Annotated in this window: 15 protein-coding genes; all 15 read left to right on the top strand. The window is 64.9% G+C overall.

Translation table 11 applies throughout. The features are described from left to right. Nucleotide 1 precedes the first annotated feature (1 nt). Nucleotides 2-2,014 (top strand): flagellar hook-associated protein FlgK, encoded by a 2,013-nt coding sequence (gene flgK / locus NF616_RS09880; RefSeq protein ID WP_252273070.1) that lies wholly within the window; start codon nucleotides 2-4, stop codon nucleotides 2,012-2,014. Between the two features lie 6 nt (nucleotides 2,015-2,020). Further along, on the top strand, nucleotides 2,021-3,565 hold the full coding sequence (gene flgL / locus NF616_RS09885; RefSeq protein ID WP_252273071.1) for a flagellar hook-associated protein FlgL: 1,545 nt from the start codon (nucleotides 2,021-2,023) through the stop codon (nucleotides 3,563-3,565). Nucleotides 3,566-3,613: 48 nt separating this feature from the next. Further along, nucleotides 3,614-4,945, top strand: coding sequence for a UDP-glucose dehydrogenase family protein (locus tag NF616_RS09890; protein ID WP_252273072.1), 1,332 nt, complete (start codon nucleotides 3,614-3,616; stop codon nucleotides 4,943-4,945). A gap of 127 nt (nucleotides 4,946-5,072) precedes the next feature. Next, nucleotides 5,073-5,843 carry a glucose-1-phosphate cytidylyltransferase gene (rfbF, locus tag NF616_RS09895; protein ID WP_252273073.1) on the top strand — a complete coding sequence of 257 codons (771 nt, stop codon included), beginning with the start codon at nucleotides 5,073-5,075 and terminating at the stop codon, nucleotides 5,841-5,843. Then, complete coding sequence (gene rfbG, locus NF616_RS09900) at nucleotides 5,840-6,916, top strand: CDP-glucose 4,6-dehydratase (protein ID WP_252273074.1); 1,077 nt, start codon at nucleotides 5,840-5,842, stop codon at nucleotides 6,914-6,916. Before rfbF ends, rfbG begins: the two co-directional genes overlap by 4 nt. After that, nucleotides 6,907-7,464, top strand: a complete 558-nt coding sequence (gene rfbC / locus NF616_RS09905; RefSeq protein WP_252273075.1) for a dTDP-4-dehydrorhamnose 3,5-epimerase — start codon at nucleotides 6,907-6,909, stop codon at nucleotides 7,462-7,464. Before rfbG ends, rfbC begins: the two co-directional genes overlap by 10 nt. Further along, the gene (locus NF616_RS09910; RefSeq protein ID WP_252273076.1) at nucleotides 7,461-8,684 is read left to right on the top strand and encodes a class I SAM-dependent methyltransferase; all 1,224 of its coding nucleotides are present in this window, start codon (nucleotides 7,461-7,463) and stop codon (nucleotides 8,682-8,684) included. The genes rfbC and NF616_RS09910 overlap by 4 nt, the downstream gene beginning before the upstream one ends. Next, on the top strand, nucleotides 8,681-9,805 hold the full coding sequence (locus tag NF616_RS09915; RefSeq protein WP_252273077.1) for a DegT/DnrJ/EryC1/StrS family aminotransferase: 1,125 nt from the start codon (nucleotides 8,681-8,683) through the stop codon (nucleotides 9,803-9,805). Before NF616_RS09910 ends, NF616_RS09915 begins: the two co-directional genes overlap by 4 nt. After that, complete coding sequence (locus tag NF616_RS09920; RefSeq protein ID WP_252273078.1) at nucleotides 9,802-10,530, top strand: WbqC family protein; 729 nt, start codon at nucleotides 9,802-9,804, stop codon at nucleotides 10,528-10,530. Before NF616_RS09915 ends, NF616_RS09920 begins: the two co-directional genes overlap by 4 nt. Beyond that, complete coding sequence (locus tag NF616_RS09925; RefSeq protein WP_252273079.1) at nucleotides 10,527-11,252, top strand: class I SAM-dependent methyltransferase; 726 nt, start codon at nucleotides 10,527-10,529, stop codon at nucleotides 11,250-11,252. Before NF616_RS09920 ends, NF616_RS09925 begins: the two co-directional genes overlap by 4 nt. Further along, nucleotides 11,252-12,127, top strand: coding sequence for an NAD-dependent epimerase/dehydratase family protein (locus NF616_RS09930; RefSeq protein WP_252273080.1), 876 nt, complete (start codon nucleotides 11,252-11,254; stop codon nucleotides 12,125-12,127). The genes NF616_RS09925 and NF616_RS09930 overlap by 1 nt, the downstream gene beginning before the upstream one ends. Then, nucleotides 12,117-13,100 (top strand): ATP-grasp domain-containing protein, encoded by a 984-nt coding sequence (locus NF616_RS09935; RefSeq protein WP_252273081.1) that lies wholly within the window; start codon nucleotides 12,117-12,119, stop codon nucleotides 13,098-13,100. Before NF616_RS09930 ends, NF616_RS09935 begins: the two co-directional genes overlap by 11 nt. Beyond that, nucleotides 13,097-13,804: a metallophosphoesterase family protein gene (locus tag NF616_RS09940; RefSeq protein ID WP_252273082.1), complete on the top strand. Its 708-nt coding sequence runs from the start codon at nucleotides 13,097-13,099 to the stop codon at nucleotides 13,802-13,804. Before NF616_RS09935 ends, NF616_RS09940 begins: the two co-directional genes overlap by 4 nt. Next, a complete protein-coding gene (locus tag NF616_RS09945; RefSeq protein ID WP_252273083.1) occupies nucleotides 13,801-14,547 on the top strand; it encodes a cephalosporin hydroxylase family protein in 747 nt (248 codons plus the stop codon). The genes NF616_RS09940 and NF616_RS09945 overlap by 4 nt, the downstream gene beginning before the upstream one ends. A gap of 58 nt (nucleotides 14,548-14,605) precedes the next feature. Further along, nucleotides 14,606-19,786, top strand: a complete 5,181-nt coding sequence (locus tag NF616_RS09950; protein WP_252273084.1) for a glycosyltransferase — start codon at nucleotides 14,606-14,608, stop codon at nucleotides 19,784-19,786. Nucleotides 19,787-19,911 lie beyond the last annotated feature (125 nt).

Consider the following 19,911-nt stretch of genomic DNA (forward strand, 5'->3'; position numbering starts at 1 on the left):
CATGGCCGATTTACTGGGTATCGGGTTGTCCGGGCTGCGCACCAGCCAGACCTCCCTGACCGTTACCGGGCACAACATCAGCAACGTCAACACGCCCGGCTATTCGCGCCAGGAGACGGTGCAGGGCACCCGCACGCCGCAGTACAACGGCTTTGGCTACATCGGCTCCGGTGCCACGGTGCAGGACGTGCGCCGCCTGGCCAGCGAATTTCTCACCGCCCAGGTGCGCAACAACACCGTGGTGGCCAGCGACGTGGAGGCCTACAAGACCCAGATCGACCAGCTCGACTCGCTGCTCGCCGGCACCGTGACCGGCATCAGCCCGGGGCTGGAATCGTTTTTCTCGGCGCTGCAGGCGGCGGTCGAATCGCCGTCCGACATTCCCGCCCGGCAGCTGGTGCTGTCCGAGGCCGAGGGCCTGGCCAAGCGCTTCAACACCGTGTACGAGCGCATCGACCAGCAGAACCAGTTCATCAACAAGCAAATGGGTTCGATTGCCGACCAGGTCAACCGCCTGTCGGCCAGCATCGCCGGCTATAACGATTCCATCGCTGCCGCCCGCGGCAATGGCGCCGAGCCCAACGATCTGCTGGACGCCCGTGACGAGGCGATCCGCGAGCTCTCCGAGCTGATCGGCGTGCAGGTCACCGACCAGGACGGCGCGAAGAATGTGTTCATCGGCACCGGCCAGCCGCTGGTAGTGGGCAAACAAGCCAACAGTATCGCCATCACGCCCAGCACCAATGACCCGACCCGCACGCAGGTGGAGTTCATTTCCGGCGGCTCGCGACAGAGCATCACCAACCAGGTCACCGGCGGCGAGCTGGGCGGCCTGTTGCGCTACCGCGACGAGGTGCTGGACCCGACCTTCAACTCCATCGGCCGGCTGGCGCTGTCCGTCAGCGAGCAGGTCAACGACCAGCTGGGGCAGGGCATCGACCTGGCCGGCAACGTCGGCACGGGCCTGTTCAAGGACATCAACTCGCCGGACCTGCAGGCCCTGCGCAGCTTCCCCACCGGCGCCGATGTGGCGATCAGCGACACCAGCAAGCTGACCACCAGCGACTACCGCCTGGACCTCAGCACCACGCCGCCGACGGCGCGCCGGCTGAACGATAACGCCACCCTGGCCGTGACCGGCACGGGTACCGCCGCCGATCCTTATCTGATCGGCGACGAAGGTTTCGAGGTCAGTTTCGCCTCGCCGCCCACCGCGACCGCCTACACCATCATGCCCACCCGGCGCGGCGCCGCCGGCATCGAGAAGACCCTGGACCAGCCTGAGCAGTTGGCGTTCGCCGCCTCGGCGCGGGCCACGGCCGCTACCCAGAACCGCGGCACCGGCGCTATCGGCCAGCCGGAGCTGGTCGAGGGGCCGTCGCCCATCGATACCGCCGACCTCGGCCGCCTGTTCGGCACCAGCGGTCGTACGCTGACCTTCGATGGCACCACCGGCACGTTCGACACCAGCAACCTGCCGGCAGGCGCCACGCTGTCCTACGTGTCGCCGTCGACCACCGGCCTGACTTCGGGGCAGAACAACACCGTGCGTCTGGAGTACACCGACGCCGTGACCGGCAACTCCTACACTTACGACTTCACCGTCAGCGGGGTGCCGCAGTCCGGCGACACCTTCAACCTGGCCTACAACCAGAGCGGCGTGTCGGACAACCGCAACGGCCTGAAGCTGGTCGACCTGCAGAACAAGGCCACCGTGGGCGTCAGCTACGACGGCGCCGGCGATCCGATTGCCAACACCGGCGTATCCTTCAGCGACGGTTACGGGGATTTGGTCGAGCGCGTCGGTACCCTGACCGCGCAGGCGCGTGTCGACAGCGAGGCGACCACCGCGCTGCTGACTCAGGCGCAGAACAACCGCGATTCACTCTCGGCCGTGAACCTCGACGAGGAGGCGGCCAAGCTGATCCAGTTCGAGCAGTACTACAACGCGTCGGCGCAGGTGATTCAAGTTGCGCGATCTTTGTTCGATACCCTAATCAGTTCAATTGGGTAATTGGCCATGCGTATTTCCACGATCCAGGCATTCAACAGCGGCGTCGGTGGCATCCAGCGTAACTACGAGAACATCACCCGCACCCAGCAGCAGATCAGCTCGGGCAGCAAGATTCTCACGCCGGCGGACGATCCGGTCGCCTCGGTGCGCCTGCTTCAGCTGGCCAAGGAACAGTCCGCGCTGGATCAGTACAGCTCCAACCTCACCGCCGCCACCAACAGCCTGACCCAGGAAGAAAGCATCCTGCAGGCCATCGGCAACTCGATGGGACGCATCCAGGAAATCGCCACCGAGGCGGGCAACGGTGCCCTCAGCCAGGAGGACCGCGAGTCCTTGGCCGCCGAGCTGGACGAGCGGGAGAAGGAGCTGTTCAACCTGATGAACAGCAAGAACGCCCGTGGCGAATACCTGTTCGGCGGCTTCCAAGGCAAGACCCAGCCCTACATGCGCAACGCCGACGGCACCTATAGCTACGTCGGCGACGAGGGCCAGCGTTCGGTGCAGATTGCCGGCTCTCAGAGTGTGGCCATCACCGACAACGGCAAGGCGATCTTCGATAACGTGGCCAACGCGTCGCGCCTGCTGACCAACGCGCAGACCGTGCCGGGCTCGACCCTGGGCATCGGCGAGGCCATCGTCACCGATGAGGTGGCCTACAACGCCTTCCTGCGCAACAACCCCACCGGCGGCGTTGAGGTGGTGTTCGACACCAACGACCGCAACAGCTACTCGGTCTACGCCTATCCGTGGGACGGCGCGGCTGCGCCGTTGCAGACCGGTACCCTCGACAACGACCCGGACGAGGGCGACCGCGTGGTGGTCGGCGGCATGAGCTTCCACATCGATGGCGAGCCGGCGCCGACGCCGAAGGCCACCGGCGAGCGCTTTTCCATCGTGCCCGGGCGCCAGTCGGTGGACGTGCAGTCCACCAGCACCGCGCTGGGCGCCGTGGCCATTTCCGACCTGGGCGCCTGGCAGGCCGCCAGCGGCGGCGGTACCGCCACGCTCGGCGTGAGCAATGTGGTAGCCGGTCCGCCTGCCAGCTTCGATCTGACCTTGCCCTCCGGCGCCACGCAAAACGTGAGCGGCACGCTGCCGCTGACGGCCGATGCCTTCGGCCTCAGCCTGCGCTTCGACAGCCTGCCCGCGGGTGGTGACAGCTTCGACCTGACGGCGGGTGCGGCCACCGAGAAACAGAGCATCCTCAACACCGTGGTAGCCCTGCGTGAGGCGCTGGAAAACGGCTCCGACTCGCCAACCGGCGGCCTGGAAATCCGCGATGCGGTGGCGGCGGCGCTGACCAATCTGGAAAACGGCCAGTCCTCGGTGCTCAAGGCGCGCGGCGAGATCGGCGCGCGCCTCAACGTGGTGGACTCGACCATCACCAGCAACGAAGACCTGTCGCTGATCAATGCCAGCATCCGCTCGGATCTAGAAGATCTCGACTACGCCGAGGCCCTGTCGCGCCTGTCGCTGCAGTCGGTGGTGCTGGAAGCGGCGCAGCAGAGCTTCGTGCGGATTTCCTCGCTGAGCCTGTTCAACAAGTTGTAAGACCCGTGCGCTAGCCTCGAGGCGAGCGCTCGTTCAGACAGGTAGGTCATGAAGATATCGGTATTCGGTGCGGGTTATGTGGGGCTGGTGCAGGCGGCGGTGCTGGCGAATGTCGGCCACGATGTGCTCTGCGTGGACGTCGATGCGGAAAAGGTCGAGTCGCTCAAGCGCGGCGTGATGCCGATCTACGAGCCCGGCCTGGAAGGGCTGGTCAACAGCAATGCCGCCGAGGGGCGCCTGCACTTCACCACCCGGGTCGTCGATGCCGTCGAGCATGCGGACATCCATTTCATCGCCGTGGGCACGCCGCCGGATGCCCAGGGCATGGCCGATCTGCGGTATGTCTACGAAGTGGCCGAGGCCATCGGCCAACACATGTCTCGTGACAAGGTGGTGATCAGCAAGTCCACCGTGCCGGTGGGCACCGCCGACGAGATCAAGCGTCGCATCGGCGCCGCGCTGCAGGCCCGCGGCCGCGAGGATTTGGTGATCGACGTGGTCGCCAACCCGGAATTCCTCAAGCAGGGCGCCGCCGTGTCCGACTGCCAGCGACCGGACCGCATCATCGTCGGCGCCGACAGCGATCGTGGCGTCCAGGTGCTGCAGGAGCTGTACGCGCCGTTCAACCGCAACCGGGAAAAGATCATCCTGATGGACGTGCGCAGCGCGGAGCTGACCAAGTACGCGGCCAACTCCTTCCTCGCCACCAAGATCTCCTTCATGAACGAAATGGCCAACTTGGCCGAGTTGTTCGATGCGGACATCGAGATGGTGCGCAAGGGCATCGGCGCCGATCCGCGCATCGGTTACGACTTCATCTACCCGGGCTGCGGCTACGGCGGCGCCTGTTTCCCCAAGGACGTGCGCGCGCTCAAGGAGTCGGCTTCGCGGGTCGGCTACGAGCCGGCCATCCTGCGGGCGGTGGAGTCGGTGAACGAGCGGCAGAAGCGCAAGCTGGTCGCCAACATCCAGAGCTGCTACGGCGAGGATCTGCGCGGCCGCGTCTTCGCCCTGTGGGGCCTGGCCTTCAAGGCCAACACCGGCGACATGCGCGAGGCGCCCAGCCGCGCGCTGCTGGAGGGGCTGTGGCAGGCCGGCGCCCGAGTTCGCGCGTTCGACCCCGAGGCGATGCCCGAATGCCGCCGCCTGTACGGCGAGCGCGACGACCTGCATCTGGTCGACAGCAAGGAAGAGGCGCTGGCCGGCGCCGATGCGCTGGTGGTGGTGACCGACTGGCAGAGCTTCAAGGCGCCGGATTTCGACCTGCTGCGTCAGGAGCTGCGGGACGCCCGCGTGTTCGACGGCCGCAATCTCTATGACCCTCAGGTGATGCGCCGCTACGGCCTGCGCTACCACTCCATCGGCCGCTCGCCGGTCTGATTCCCGCCCTCGCTCGACAAGCAGGCCACGCAGATGCGTGGCCTGCTTATTGCTATACCTGTATATCGGACAACAAAATGTCGACTAATTGACGGTTGGTCGGGTATCCGCGGTCGAGGGAGTAGCGATGAAGGCGGTCATTCTTGCCGGTGGGTTGGGCACGCGTATCAGCGAGGAGTCTCACCTGAGACCCAAGCCGATGATCGAGATCGGCGGCAAGCCGATCCTCTGGCACATCATGAAGATCTATTCCCATCACGGCATCCAGGACTTCGTGATCTGCCTCGGCTACAAGGGCTACGTGATCAAGGAGTACTTCGCCAACTACTTCCTGCACATGTCCGACGTGACCTTCGACATGTCGAGCAACACCATGGAAGTCCACCAACGCTACGTCGAACCCTGGCGGGTAACCCTGGTCAACACCGGAGAGGACACCCTGACCGGTGGCCGGCTACGCAGGGTGCGTGAGCACTTGGGTGAGGAGCCGTTCTGCTTCACCTATGGCGATGGTGTGGCGGATGTCGACATCTGCGGGCTCATCGACTTCCACAAAGCGCATGGCAAGCCGGCTACCGTGACTGCCATCCAGCCACCAGGCCGTTACGGCGCCCTGGATATGGATGGCGACCGCGTCGGTGCCTTCCAGGAAAAGCCCGCTGGCGACGGCTCCTGGATCAACGGCGGTTTCTTCGTTCTCAACCCTTCTGTCATCGACTATATCGATGGCGACCAGAGCAGTTGGGAAGGCGAGCCGCTGATGCAGCTCGCCGAGGAGGACAACCTCATGGCGTTTCGTCACCGTGGTTTCTGGCAGGCGATGGATACCCTGCGTGACAAGAACCAGCTCAACGACCTCTGGCTCACCGGCAAGGCGCCTTGGAAAGTCTGGCAATGACTCAGTTCGCGGCGTGCTACCAGGGGCGCAGAGTGTTGCTAACCGGGCATACCGGCTTTAAAGGCAGCTGGCTGGCCGCCTGGCTGGTCGAGCTGGGTGCCGAGGTGGTTGGCTACTCGCTTCCCCGAGAAGTGGACGGTGAGGCGCCTCATTGGGACGCGTTGGGTCTGGCGGCCACCGATCTGCGTGGCGACATTCGCGACGCCGCGGCGCTGCAGCGGCTTATGGCCGAATACCGGCCGGAGATCGTCTTTCATCTGGCCGCCCAGTCACTCGTACGGCCTTCCTATCGCGAGCCCCTGGAGGCTTGGTCGAGCAACGTGCTCGGTACCGCCAACGTGCTGGAAGCCTGCCGCGTGACACCCGGCGTAGCCGCCATAGTGGTGGTGACGACTGACAAGGTCTATGCCAACCGGGAATGGCCGTGGGGCTACCGCGAGTGCGATGAGCTGGCGGGGCACGATCCCTACAGCGCTTCCAAGGCCGCCACCGAATTGCTCTGCGACAGCTATCGCAAGTCGTTCTGGCAGCAGACCGGCCCGCTGCTCGTCACCGCCCGTGCCGGTAACGTCATCGGTGGCGGCGACTGGGCGGAGGATCGGCTGATTCCCGATCTGGTCCGCGCCGTGCAGATCGGGCGAACGTTGCAGATTCGTTCACCGTCCTCGACCCGCCCCTGGCAGCACGTGCTCGAATGTCTGTCTGGCTACCTGCTGCTGGGTCAGCGCCTGCTCCAGGGCGACCGCGCCTGCACCGGAGCCTGGAATTTCGGTCCGGCGACGGAGGCCAATCGCAGTGTCGCCGAGATCCTTGAGGCATTGCGCGAGCAATGGCCAGCGCTGAACTGGCAGTTCGGCTCGGAAGACGGTCTGCATGAGGCGCGGCTGCTTTATCTGGACAGCGCCAAGGCGCGTGCCGAGCTGCGTTGGACTCCGGTGTGGCCGCTGACCACCGCGCTACAGATGACGGCCGACTGGTATCGCCGCAGCCATGAGCGGGGCGAGGTCTGTACCCGCGAGCAATTGCGGGAGTTCACCACCGCCGCGCGGCGGGCCGGGTGCACATGGGCCTGACCGTGAGCGTGACCCCCATCGACGGCTTGATGCGTGTCGACTGCGACTCCTATCGCGACGAGCGAGGCGCATTCACCCGTCTGTTCTGCGCCGATGAGCTTGCGCCGCTGCTGGGTGAGCGCCACATCGTACAGGTCAACCAGTCGATTACCCGTCAGGTAGGGGCGGTACGGGGCCTGCATTTTCAGCACTTCCCCCACGCCGAAATGAAGCTGGTGCGCTGTCTTCGCGGCCAGGTTTGGGATGTAGCGGTGGACCTGCGCCGCGACTCGCCGACCTTCCTGCACTGGCACGCGGAACAGCTGAGTGCCGAGAACCGGCGCATGCTGGTGATTCCGGAAGGCTGCGCTCACGGATTTCAGGTGCTGGAGCAAGACAGCGAGCTGCTCTACCTGCACACTGCGTTCTACCGTCCCGATGCCGAGGGCGGGGTACGGCATGACGATCCCGCGCTTGCCATCGAGTGGCCGTTGCCGGTGCAGGACCTGTCGACACGCGACCGGCAACATCCCCCGATCACCCCGAAATTCAACGGACTGGCACCATGAACTGTCGCCACTGCGAGACGCCGCTGCGGCATCCTTTCCTCGACCTGGGCCATGCGCCGCCGTCCAATGCCTATCTCACGGACGCGGATCTGCATCGGCCCGAGCGCTACTACCCGCTGCGTCTGTGGGTCTGCGAGCGGTGCTGGCTGGTGCAGACCGAGGACTATGCTGACGCCGGCGAGCTCTTCGATGCCGATTACGCTTATTTTTCCTCTACTTCCAGCAGTTGGCTGGCGCATGCCCGCAGCTACGCCGAGTGCATGCGCGAAACATTGTCGTTAGGGGCGGGCAGCCTGGTGATCGAGGTTGCCTCGAACGATGGCTACCTGCTGCGCAACTTCGTCGCGGTCGGCGTGCCCTGTCTCGGCATCGAGCCCACCGCCAGCACCGCGGATGCCGCCGAATGCCTCGGCATTCCGGTGCTGCGCGAGTTCTTTGGCGAGGCCCTCGGCCACCGATTGGCCGAGGAGGGCAGACAGGCCGACCTGCTGCTGGGCAACAACGTATTTGCCCATGTCCCGGACATCAACGACTTCTCACGTGGATTGAAAGCGGCGCTAAAGCCGGACGGCACCCTGACGCTGGAATTTCCGCACCTGCTGCGGCTGATCGAGCTGGTGCAGTTCGATACCGTCTACCACGAGCATTTTTCCTACCTGTCGCTGTACAGCGCCCAGCGCATCCTGGAGGCGGCCGGTCTGCGCATCCATGACGTCGAGGAGTTGGGCACCCACGGCGGCAGCCTGCGCATCCACGCTTCGCACCCGGACGACAGCCGCGGGGTTTCCGGGGCGGTCGCCGCTATATTGCAGGCCGAAGAACAGGCTGGGCTGCGCGACCTTGCAACTTACCAGAGCTTTCAGGCGCGAGCGGACCGGCTGAAAGATGATCTGCTCGGCTTCCTGCTGGAGCAAAAGCGCGCAGGGCGCCGGGTCGCGGCTTATGGGGCGGCCGCCAAGGGCAACACCATCCTCAATTACGCCGGCATCAAGCCCGACCTGTTGCCTTGTGTGTTCGATGCGGCGCCGTCGAAGCAGGGCAAATACCTGCCGGGCAGTCATGTGCCTATCCGGCCGCCGCAGGCATTGGACGAGGTGCGCCCCGAGCTGCTGCTGATCCTGCCGTGGAATATCGCCGACGAGGTCATGGCGCAGAACGAGCGCATCCGTCAGTGGGGTGGCCGTTTTGTCACCGCCGTACCAAGGCTGGAGGTGAAATGAAGCCGCGCATTCAGTACACCCAGCCATCGATTTCCGAACTGGAAGTCCAATATGTGACGGATGCTGCCCGCAACGGCTGGGGGCCGCGTTGCTACGAGTACATCGAGCGATTCGAGGCGGCTTTCCGGCAGCACTTGGGAGTGAAGCACGCCATCGCTACTTCCAGCTGCACCGGCGCCTTGCACATGGGATTGGCGGCGCTCGGCGTCGGGCCAGGCGACGAAGTGATTCTCGCCGACACCAATTGGATCGCCTCAGTGGCCCCGGCGGTTCATCTGGGTGCAACCCCCGTGTTCGTCGACGTCCGCCCGGACAGCTGGTGCTTGGATCCGACCGCTGTGGAGGCGGCTATCACGCCGCGCACCCGGGCGATCATCGCCGTTCACCTGTACGGCAATCTTTGTGCGATGGACGAGCTGCTGGCCATCGGTGAACGACACGGTATTCCGCTCATCGAGGACGCGGCGGAAGCCATCGGTTCCGAATGGCATGGGCGCCGCGCCGGCAGCATGGGCCGTTTCGGTGTGTTCTCCTTCCACGGCACCAAGACCATGACCACCGGCGAAGGCGGCATGTTCGTCACCAACGATGACGAGTTGTTCGAGCATGTGCTGGGGCTGTCCAACCATGGTCGGGTGCGAGGACAAACACGCCAGTTCTGGCCGGACCTGCTCGGTTTCAAATACAAGATATCCAACCTGCAGGCCGCGCTGGGCTGTGCCCAGACCGAACGTGTCGATGAGCTGATCGAGCGCAAGCGGGCCATCATGGCCGCCTATCGTGAGCGCCTCGGGGGGCTGGCAGGGTTGAGCCTGAATCCCGAACCGGAGGGTATCCGTATCGGCGCGTGGATGCCCACGGTCGTTTTCCAGCCCTCGCTCGGCATCACTCGTGAGCGCCTGTTGGCGCGCTTTGCCGAGGATAATATCGACGCACGGGTGTTCTTCTATCCGCTTTCGGCGTTGCCGATGTTCCAGGGGCGCATACCGGCTGCCGGCGGCCATTCCGCCAGCATTCCCGAGCGCGCTATCAATCTGCCTAGCTTCCACGACATGCGTGACGCCGACATCGACCGCGTCTGCGCGGTGGTCGAGGCGCTGTATCGGGAGGCGCGGCCGTGAGCACCGTGGTCATCTCCCAGCCAATGTATTTCCCCTGGGTGGGAATGTTCGAGCAGTGGCGGCTGGCTGATGACTTCGTGTTCTTCGACGATGTGCAGTTCGCCCGCGGATTCATCAACCGGGTGCAGTACAAAACGCCCCATGGCAGCGCCTGGCTGACCATACCGCTGCGCCAGCACAGCCGCGATGCGCGAATTTGCGACCTGCAGTGCGCCGAGGAGGCGGGCTGGCGCGACAAGCACCTGCGCACCCTGGCGCTGGCGCTCGCCGGCACGCCGCATCTGCAGGATGCGCTCGGCCTCGCCGAAGCCGTGCTGTTGCGTCGCGATCTGGGCTTCTGCGAGTTACTCATCGAAGGCATGCAAGTGGTGGCGGATTATTTCGGCCTGCTGCAGGGCAAACGCCTGCACCGCTCCTCGCAACTGGCGGTAGAGGGGCGCAAGAGCGAGCTGATCCAGGGATTGGTGGCGCACCTGGGCGGCAATCGCTACGTGACGGGCATGGGGGCGCTGAATTACCTGGATCATGAGGCGCTCGAGCAGGCCAGCATCGAGGCTTGCTACATGGATTACCGCAAACGCGAGTATCCGCAGAAATTTCCACCGTTCACGCCTTATGTCACGGTGCTCGATCTGGTGGCCAACTGCGGGCGAGGCGGACGAGATTATATTGATTCGGGTGTGATCCACTGGAGCCAGGCGTTGGCGGCAAGGAATCAGGCATGAGCAAGCTCAACGAAGTGACTTCGCAGTACAAACCCGGTGCGGTGACCTCGAGGGAGAACGAGCTGATCCTCAACTGGTATCCGCCGCGCATCCTGCGTCGCCTCGAGGCGCTGTCGCCCAGCTCGCTGCTGGAACTGGGGTTGGGACATGGGTACACCACGGCGCTTTTCAATCGTCACTTTCAGCGGCATGTGGTACTCGAGGGTTCGTCCGTGGTGATCGACCTGTTCCGGGAAAATTACCCGGGACTGAATATCGAGCTGGTAGAGGGTTATTTCGAGCACTTCGATAGCCAGGAGCAGTTCGATGTGGTGATGATGGGCTTCATCCTCGAGCACGTGGATGACCCAGGTCTGATCCTGCGCCGTTTCCGCCACAACCTGCGCCCCGGTGGTCGGCTCTATGTGGCCGTGCCTAATGCCAAGTCGTTGAATCGGCGTCTGGGGCTGGCCATGGGCAAGATCAACGACATCTATGAACTGAATGCCAACGACCACGCACTCGGCCATCAGCGCCAGTTCTGTCGTGACACCCTGAAGGCGCTGCTGCAGGCGGAGGGCTATCGGGTCAGCTGGGAGGAAGGCATCTATCTCAAGCCCCTGCCGCTCGGCTACATGCAGACCATGCCGGAATTCGAGGAGAACCTGCAGGCCATGTGCGAGGTGGGTGTGGACTTCCCCGATCTCTGCGTCGGTTTGCTGATGGAAGCTCAGGCCGCCTGATGCCACGTGCGCTGGTGGTGGGCCCAAGTTCGATGCTCGGCAGCCGGTTGAGCGAGCATTTGCGCGCGCGGGGTTGGCAGGTCATCGGCGCGGGGCGTTCAGCCGGCTGCGAGATTCCCCTAGAGCTGGGTGCTGAGGTCCTGCGCACCGACTTCCCGCAGATTGAGGCGGACGTGCTGTTTCACTGTGCAGCGGCCTTCGGCGACGACTCGCCCGAAGGGGCTTGGCTGAACGACAGAGTCAACGTGCTGGGTGCTCACCAGATCCTGGCGCTGGCACGGTCGGCCGGTTGCCGGCAGATCGTGTACGCCGGCAGTACCTCGTCGGCGCGGCGTGAGGGCGAGGTCTTCGCCAGCAGCTATGGGGCTTCCAAGGCGCGCGCGGAGGGCGTGCTGGCCTGGGGCCTCGCATTGAGCGGTCGGGCCTTCGTCAGCCTGCGCTTCGCCCAGCTGTACGACGAGCGTGGCGACTGTATACGGCATCAACGCTGGTTCGGCCGCATCATCAGCTATGCCCGCAGCGGCCGAGTGCTGCGCCTGCCGCCTGGCGATGCACCGCGCAATTTCGTGCATGTGCGGGACGCCGTTGCAGTCATGGTCGCCGCCGCCGAAGCGGGAGTGGAGGGCGTTGTGCATGTCTGTCATCCGCTAGACGAAAGTTACGCCGAGATTGCCCATCAGGCCTGCGCCGTGTTCGGCGGCGGGGCGAGGGTGGAAATTGCCCAGGAGAAAACACCTTTCTGGCCGGCCTACTTCCCGCCCGCATCGCCCGAAGTGGCGGCGCTGGGGGTGACATTCATGTCGATGGCGGAGGGCTTGCGTAGCATCCGCGACGGCGGCTACGCCGCCCGCTTCGAGGTGTTCGATGTTGCCTGATGCGGAGATAAGCGTACTGGTCACGGGCGTAGGCGCGATCATCGGCCAGGGCGTTGTGAAATCCTTGCGTCGGCTGTCCGGCGTGCGGATCGTCGGTCTTGACCGAGATCCCGAGGCCTTCGGGCGCCACGCCTGCTACGCCTTCCAGGCCAAGCCGAGTCTGCTGGAGACCGACCCCGCCTTCGACCGTTTCCTGCTGGAGTTGCTAGAGCGCGAAGCCATTGATCTGGTACTGCCCTGCATCGAGCAGGACGTTTTCCATTTCGACACGCGTCGTGAGCTGTTCGCCGCGGCGGGTGTAGCCGTGGCGCTCAACGACAGCCGCCTGATCAACCTGGCGCGGGACAAGTGGAGCCTGCACCAGGCGCTGCTCGAGGCCGGCCTGCCGGCGATTCCCTCCAGCCTCGCCACCGACTGGGAGCAAGCGTTAGCGCAGCTCGGGCCTGCGCCTCTGTTGTGCAAGCCGCGTCGAGGCTCCGGTGGCCGTGGCCAGGCCCTGGTGGAGGATGAAGAGGACCTGCACTACCAAGCGCGCAAGCACGGCGACAATTTCATGCTGCAGCGGCTGATCGGCACTGCCGATGAGGAATACACAGTTGGCCTGTTCGGCTACGGCGATGGCCGCTCCAGTCGCCCCGCCATCCTGCAGCGTACTCTGGGCCCGGGTGGCGCCACGTGGCGCGCCCGCAGCGTTGCCGGCGACCCGCTGATCGAGAGCGCCTGCGAAGCGCTTACCGCGCATTTTCGACCGGTGGGGCCGACCAACTATCAATTTCGCAAGGCAGACGGTCGCGCCTGGCTTCTGGAAATCAATCCGCGCCTGTCGGCGTCGGTGTCGTTGCGCGCGGCGCTCGGCTTCAACGAGGCGGCCATGAGCATTGACTTCTTCTGCCGCGGCCGGCGCCCGGCGCTGGCCGATTGGCGGGCCGCCCGCTGCGCGCGCTACATCGAGGATCACGTCGAGTACCTATGATCGCAGTGATATCGGATGTTCACGGCAATTTCCCGGCCCTGTGCGCGGTACTGGCGGAGGCGGATCGCCTCGGCTGTACCCGAGTGATTTCCCTCGGCGACGTGACGGGCTACTACGCCGAGCCGGAGAAATGCATCGATCTGCTGGTGCAGCGCGGCGCCGTGCAATTGCTCGGCAACCATGATGGTTATCTGGTCGACGGTACCGGCTGCCCCCGCTCGCGGCTGGTTTCTTCGTTACTCGAACACCAGACTCGTGTGGTCCGTCGCGACCAGATCAAGGTGCTGGCCGGCCTCGGATCGCAGTACGAGGAAGGCGACGCCTGCTTCGTTCATGGCGGCTGGGAAGATCCGCGTGACCAATATCTTTATCGGGTATCGCCGGACAAGCTGAGCGGTCCGTGGCGCTTTTATTTTTCCGGGCATACCCACGTCCAGGTGCTGGGCGTGCTGGGCGGGAAAACCTACTGCAATCCAGGGTCGGTCGGGCAGCCGCGCGACGGCGATCCCCGCGCGGCATTCGCCGTCTTCGACGGCTCGCGGATCGCTCTGCAGCGGGTGGCCTACGATATCGACGAGACGGCTGCGGCCATGCGTCGGGCCGGCTACGACGAACCCCGATTATGGGAAAACCTTTATATCGGCGCCCAGATTGGTGGGCGCATCGACAAGGTCGAAATCATCGAGCGAGAGCACACAAAGTGAGCGCAAACGACGAGTTCCAAGCTGAAGTGCAACGCAACATCGAGGCTGTCGGCCAGGACCAGGGGCTCAAGGCGCGCTCTCTGGACTGGATGCTGGAGGCGGGCGGCAAGTACCGCTACTCCTACAACTTCAGCTGGCTGGGCCGGCCGATCATTCAGTATCCCCAGGACATAGTGGCCATGCAGGAGCTGGTGTGGGCCGTGCAGCCGGAGCTGATCATCGAGACCGGTATCGCGCATGGTGGGTCGCTCATCCTGTTCGCCTCGCTGCTGGAGCTCAACGCGGCGTGCGGCGGACCAGTCGAGGCGCGAGTGCTGGGCATCGACATCGATATACGCCAACACAACCGCGAGGCGATCGAAGCGCATCCGATGGCCCGGCGCATCGACATGATCCAGGGCTCGAGCATCGCCCCCGAGGTGGTGGAGCAGGTTCGACAGGCAGCGCAGGGCAAGCGGGTGCTGGTTTCGCTGGACAGCAACCACACCCACGATCATGTGCTGGCGGAACTGCAAGCCTATGCGCCGCTGGTGTCGTCGGGCAGCTACTGCGTGGTGTTCGATACCGTGGTGGAGGACACCCCCGACGAGTTGCAGGCCGGCCGTCCCTGGGGCAAGGGGAATAGTCCGAAATCGGCCGTGCGCGAGTACCTGCGCAGCCATCCCGAGTTCCAGGTGGATGCGCGCATGGACAACAAGCTGCTGATCAGCGTGGCGCCGGAAGGTTATCTGAAGCGAGTCTGATCGGCGTTACAGGACCTCCGGCCCGACCGGAGCGTGAAGAACAAGGTGTGGGGTGTGCATGCACAAGATTGAAAGCAGGATCGTAGTCAGTGTCCCGGTGTACAACGAAGGGGCTTATATCCTCGAGACGCTGGAGTCGCTTGCTGCGCAAACCCACTCCGACTTTTTGGTGCTGGTCGCGGACAATGCCTCCACCGATCGCACGGGCGATATCTGCCGGGAGTTCTGCGCACGCGATCCGCGCTTCCACTACGTGCGCCATGAGCACAACCTCGGTGCTTCGGCCAACTTCCGTTACTGCTTCGATCACACCTCGTCCGAGTTCCTCATGTGGCTCGGCGGCCACGACGTCCTGGCTCCCGAGTTCCTTGCGGAGGCCTATGCCCGCATGCTGGAGGACGAGCGGGTCAGCCTTGTATATAGCCACACCCAGTGGATCGACGATACCGGTCGGATACTCGGCCAAACCAACGGCGGCAACTACGTCTTCGCCGAGCCGCTAGCGCCACATGAGCGCTTTCTCAAGGTGCTGCATGCGCTGGACCGCTGCGAGGCAGTCAATCAGCTGATCCGCCGCAGTTTCATCGACCTGGACTTCCGTCCGGTAGTCAGCGCCGACCTGGCGTTTCTCTGCCACCTCGCCGCTCATGGCCCTTTCGCGCGTATCGAGAAACCACTGTACATCCGCCGGGAGATTCGCAAGCGCGACAGCACGGCGATGGAGCGCATGACCGGCAGCAAGGGCATCGCGCGCTACCACCTGCTCGCCGAATTATTCGTGCACAGCATTACCACGCACCGGGCCATCACTCCCGAGCACAAGCTGGAAGTGATAGGTAAGGTGTTGAACTGGCTGAACAAGCGCTTCCAGCTGTTTAGCGAAACGGCGCCGATGCCCGAAGTGATGGCGCCTGCAGCGAGTCTGGCCTCACAGGCGGCGCAGTCGCCCGCACCGTTCTTCAGCGTGGTCATGCCGGTCTACAACCGCGAGCGCTATGTGAAGGAAGCGATCGACTCCGTGCTGGCGCAGAGCGATGCCGACTTCGAGTTGATCGTGGTCGACGATGGCTCCACCGATCGTTCGCTGGAAATCATCGGCAAGATCGAGGACCCGCGGCTGCGCCTGTTCCGCAACCAGCACGCCGGCGGCGCGGTGGCGCGCAACACCGGCATCGAGGCGGCGCGCGGCGAATTCATCGTCTGGATCGACAGTGACGACCGCCAGGCCCCCGGCGCGCTGGCCGCGCTGCGGCAGACCATGCAGGCCAGCCCGGACGCGGACATCTATTACGGCGACCTGGAAATCTTCGACGACACCCGCCCTGGCAAGCTCTGGCACACCCATTACCCGGACTTTCATGGCGAGGCACTGCTGCCCCGCCTGATGCGTGGCAACTGCCTGCCCAACCCAGGCACCGCCGTGCGCCGCTCGCTGTACCAGCGCTACGGCGGCTACGACGTGAATTTCGTGCGCTGCCACGATTTCCAGATGTGGACCCGCCTGGCCGACAGCGCGCGCTTCAAGAAGGTCGAGACCGTGCTCTGCCACTGGCGCCAGCACGGCGAGAGCCTGTCCAGTGCGAAGACTCGGGCGTTTGAGGCCAAGGTGGCCCAGGACATGGTCGACCGCTATCCGCCGAGCCGCCTGTTCCCGGACCTGCGCGACGACAGCGAAGGGCAGGGCACCGCCCTGTGGCGCGTCTCGCAGATCCACCAGGGGCTCGGCGAGCCGGGGCAGGCGCTGCGCGCCGCCTATCGTGCGCTGGCGCTGGGCGTTGGCGACCAGGAGCGGATCAAGGAACTGGAACGTCTGTCCGGCAGCCGCTACGAGCCGTTCTTCAGCGTGGTGCTGACGACCTTCAACCGGCCACAACTGCTGCTGGATGCCCTGTCCAGCCTTGAAAAACAGCAGTTCCGCGACTTCGAGGCGATCCTGGTCAACGACCATGGCGAAGAGGTCGAGCCGCTCCTGGCGCGTTTCCCCTATCGCATCACCTACGTGCGCCAGGGGCGCAATCAGGGCCCGGCGGCGGCGCGCAACGCCGCGCACCGTCTGGCTCGTGGTCGCTACGTGGTCTACCTGGACGATGACGACATCTTCCTGCCCGAGCACCTGCAGACGCTCGCCGATGCGCTGCAGGAGCACCCGGGCGAGGTGGTGTACAGCGATGCGCTGTTCGTCGCCGAGCGCATCGACAACGGTGTGCGCCACAGCCTCAAGGAGGAGCGGCGCTACCCGCATGACCTCTACTCGCGCGAGCGCCTGTTCGTCGACAACTATATTCCGGTCAATACGTTCGCCTGGCCGCGGGCGGTGGCCAGTGAGGTGGGCGAGTTCGACGAGACCCTGTCGGGTCTGGAGGACTGGGACTTTCTCCTGCGCCTGGCGGCGCGCCTGCCGTTCCATCACCTGCAGCGCGAAACCGTTCAGGTGCGTATGCGTGTGGGCGATGCGGCGCCCGATCGCCGCTCGCAGCAGGCCTTCAAGGATTATCCGGCGCTGTACCGGGAGCTCTATTCGCGGCATTCGGACCTGGACGATGCGCAGGTCAAGCGTCAGCGCGCGGCCAAGCTAAAACAGCTGGGGCAGACGCCGAGCGTGAGCCCCGGCGAACTGGTGCGCGCCTGGCTCGCCGCGCGACGCCCGAACCCGGTGCAGCAGCGGCTGATCGATCAATACCTGGAGAACAATCAGAACGGCCCACGCATCGGCGTGGTGATCCTCGACCTGCTGGGCGACGCCGACGCCATCACCCGCACCCTCGGCAGCCTGCAGGAAGAACAGCAGGGCTACCGCAACCTGCAGGTACGCGCGCTGACCGTCGGCGACTTCGCCGAGGATTCCGCGTTGCTGGTGAAGATCGAGCGCGATGGCTATATCGAGGCGCTCAATCTGGCCGTGGCGGGCATGGACAGCGACTGGTGCGTGCTGGTGCGCGCCGGTGAGTGCTTCACCGCCAGCGGCCTGCTGATCGCAGCGCTGGAGCTGATAGCCGCGCCGCAATGCCGTGCCATCTACGCCGACGAGATCCAGGTGGCGGCCAATGGCGAACCCCAGGCCGTGCTGCGACCGGACTTCAACCTGGACCTGCTGCTGAGTTTCCCCGCCAGCATGGCGCGGCACTGGTTGTTCCGTCGCGATGTGTTCATCGAGGCCGGCGGGTTCGGCGCCGAGTACGGCCAGGCGCTCGAGTTCGAACTGGTACTGCGGCTGATCGAGCAGGGCGGCCTGGAGGGGCTCGGGCACGTGTCCGAGCCATTGGTCATCAGCGCAGCGCTGCAGCTGGAAGACAACGCCGACGAGCGCAGGGCCATCGAGCGCCACCTGAACACGCGCGGCTATGCCGAGGCCAGTGTTGAGGCCCTACAACCCGGTCGCTACCGGCTGCGTTACGGCCACGCCGGGCAGCCCGGGGTTTCCATCGTGGTGCCGGCGCTGGCGCCATTGGCGAAATTGCAGCGCTGCGTGGAGAGCATTCTGGAGAGCACGCTGGACGTGCCGTACGAGATCCTCCTGCTGGCCCGCGACAATCCGGACGAAGAACTCAACGCCTGGCTGCAGGGGCTGCGCGGATTGGGCGAGGCTAACCTGCGGATACTCGACCAGCGCACCGGGGATACCCTGGCGGCGGCGCAGAACTTTGCCGGGCGCGAGGCGCGCGGGGACTATCTGCTGTTCCTGGCGGCCGACACCGCCGTGGTGCAGGGCGATTGGCTGGCGGGGCTGCTCGATCATGCCCAGCGCCCGGAGGTCGGCCCGGTCGGCGCCAAGCTGCTGAGCCCCGAGGGCACCATTCGCCACGCCGGCCTGGTTCTCGGCCTGGAGGGCCCGGCCGCCTCGCCGTTCGTCGACGAGGCGCTGGATGCCGCCGGCTACATGCACCGTCTGGAGGTGGATCAGAACTACAGCGCGGTCAGCAGTGATTGCCTGATGATCGCGCGGGCCACCTTCGAGCAGCTCGGCGGCTTCGAGGAAGCGGTCGAGGCTGCGCGCTGGACCGATGTCGACCTGTGCCTGAAGGCGCGCCAGGCCGGCTACATGACCCTGTGGACGCCTCATGTGGCCTTGATGAAGGAGGGCAAGCGCGAGTCGCTGTCGGTGGCGGAGCAGGACGCACTGTTCGCCCGCTGGCTGCCGGCGCTGGCTCAGGACCCGGCCTACAACCCGAATCTTTCCCTGCAAAAGCCGGGCGGCTTCAAGCTCACCGACCTGCAGCTGTCGTGGCGCCCGTTGATGGCGTGGCGTCCGCTGCCAGTGGTGCTGGCCCACCCGGCCGACCAGTTCGGCTGCGGCCACTATCGCGTCATGCAGCCGTTCAAAGCGCAGCAGGATGCGGGGTTGATCGACGGCGCGCTGTCGACGGGGCTGATGCACGTCACCGATCTGGAGCGCTATGACCCCGACGTCATCGTGCTGCAGCGCCAGATCGGCGACGCCCGGCTGGAGGCCATGCGCCGCATGAAGGCCTTCTCGCGGGCCTACAAGGTTTACGAGCTGGACGACTACCTGCCGAACCTGCCGATGAAGAGCAAGCACCGCGAGCACATGCCCAAGGACATTCTCAAGTCATTGCGCCGCGGCCTGGAGTTCGTCGATCGCTTCGTGGTGTCCACCCAGCCGCTGGCCGAGGCCTTCGCCGGCCTGCACTCGGACATTCGGGTGATCGAGAACCGTCTGCCGGTGCACTGGTGGAAGAATCTGGCTGATCATCGCGGCACCCAGCCGCGCGCGAAGCCGAGGGTCGGCTGGGCCGGCGGCTCCAGTCACACCGGCGATCTGGAAATGATCGCCGACGTGATTCGCGAGCTGGCCGGCGAGGTGGACTGGATCTTCTTCGGCATGTGCCCCGAGTCGGTTCGCCCCTACATCAAGGAATTCCATCGCGGCGTGCCCATTGATCAGTACCCGGCGGCGCTGGCGCGTCTGGATCTCGACCTGGCGCTGGCGCCGGTGGAGCAGAACCTGTTCAACGAGTGCAAGAGCAACCTGCGCTTGCTGGAGTACGGGGCCTGCGGCTTCCCGGTGATCTGCAGCGACATTCGTTGCTATCAGGACGGCCTACCGGTGACCCGGGTGAAGAACCGTTTCCGCGATTGGGTGGATGCCATCCGCATGCATCTGGCGGAGCCGGAGGCCACCGCGGCGGCAGGCGTGGCACTGCGCGAGGTGGTGCGGCGTGACTGGATGCTGGAGGGGGCGCACCTGGAAGACTGGCTGCGCGCCTGGTCCGGAAATTGACGCCAAAAAAGTTTAGGTGAGGCCTTAAAGTTTCCTGGGGGAGCGCCGATACGCCCTTCGAGCGAGCAGCACATCGGCAATATCGCCGACCAGCCGCTCAAAAAAACTCTGGATAGACCCTAAAG

Origin of the sequence: Pseudomonas subflava (assembly GCF_023823685.1) — a bacterium.
Classification (GTDB): domain Bacteria; phylum Pseudomonadota; class Gammaproteobacteria; order Pseudomonadales; family Pseudomonadaceae; genus Aquipseudomonas; species Aquipseudomonas subflava.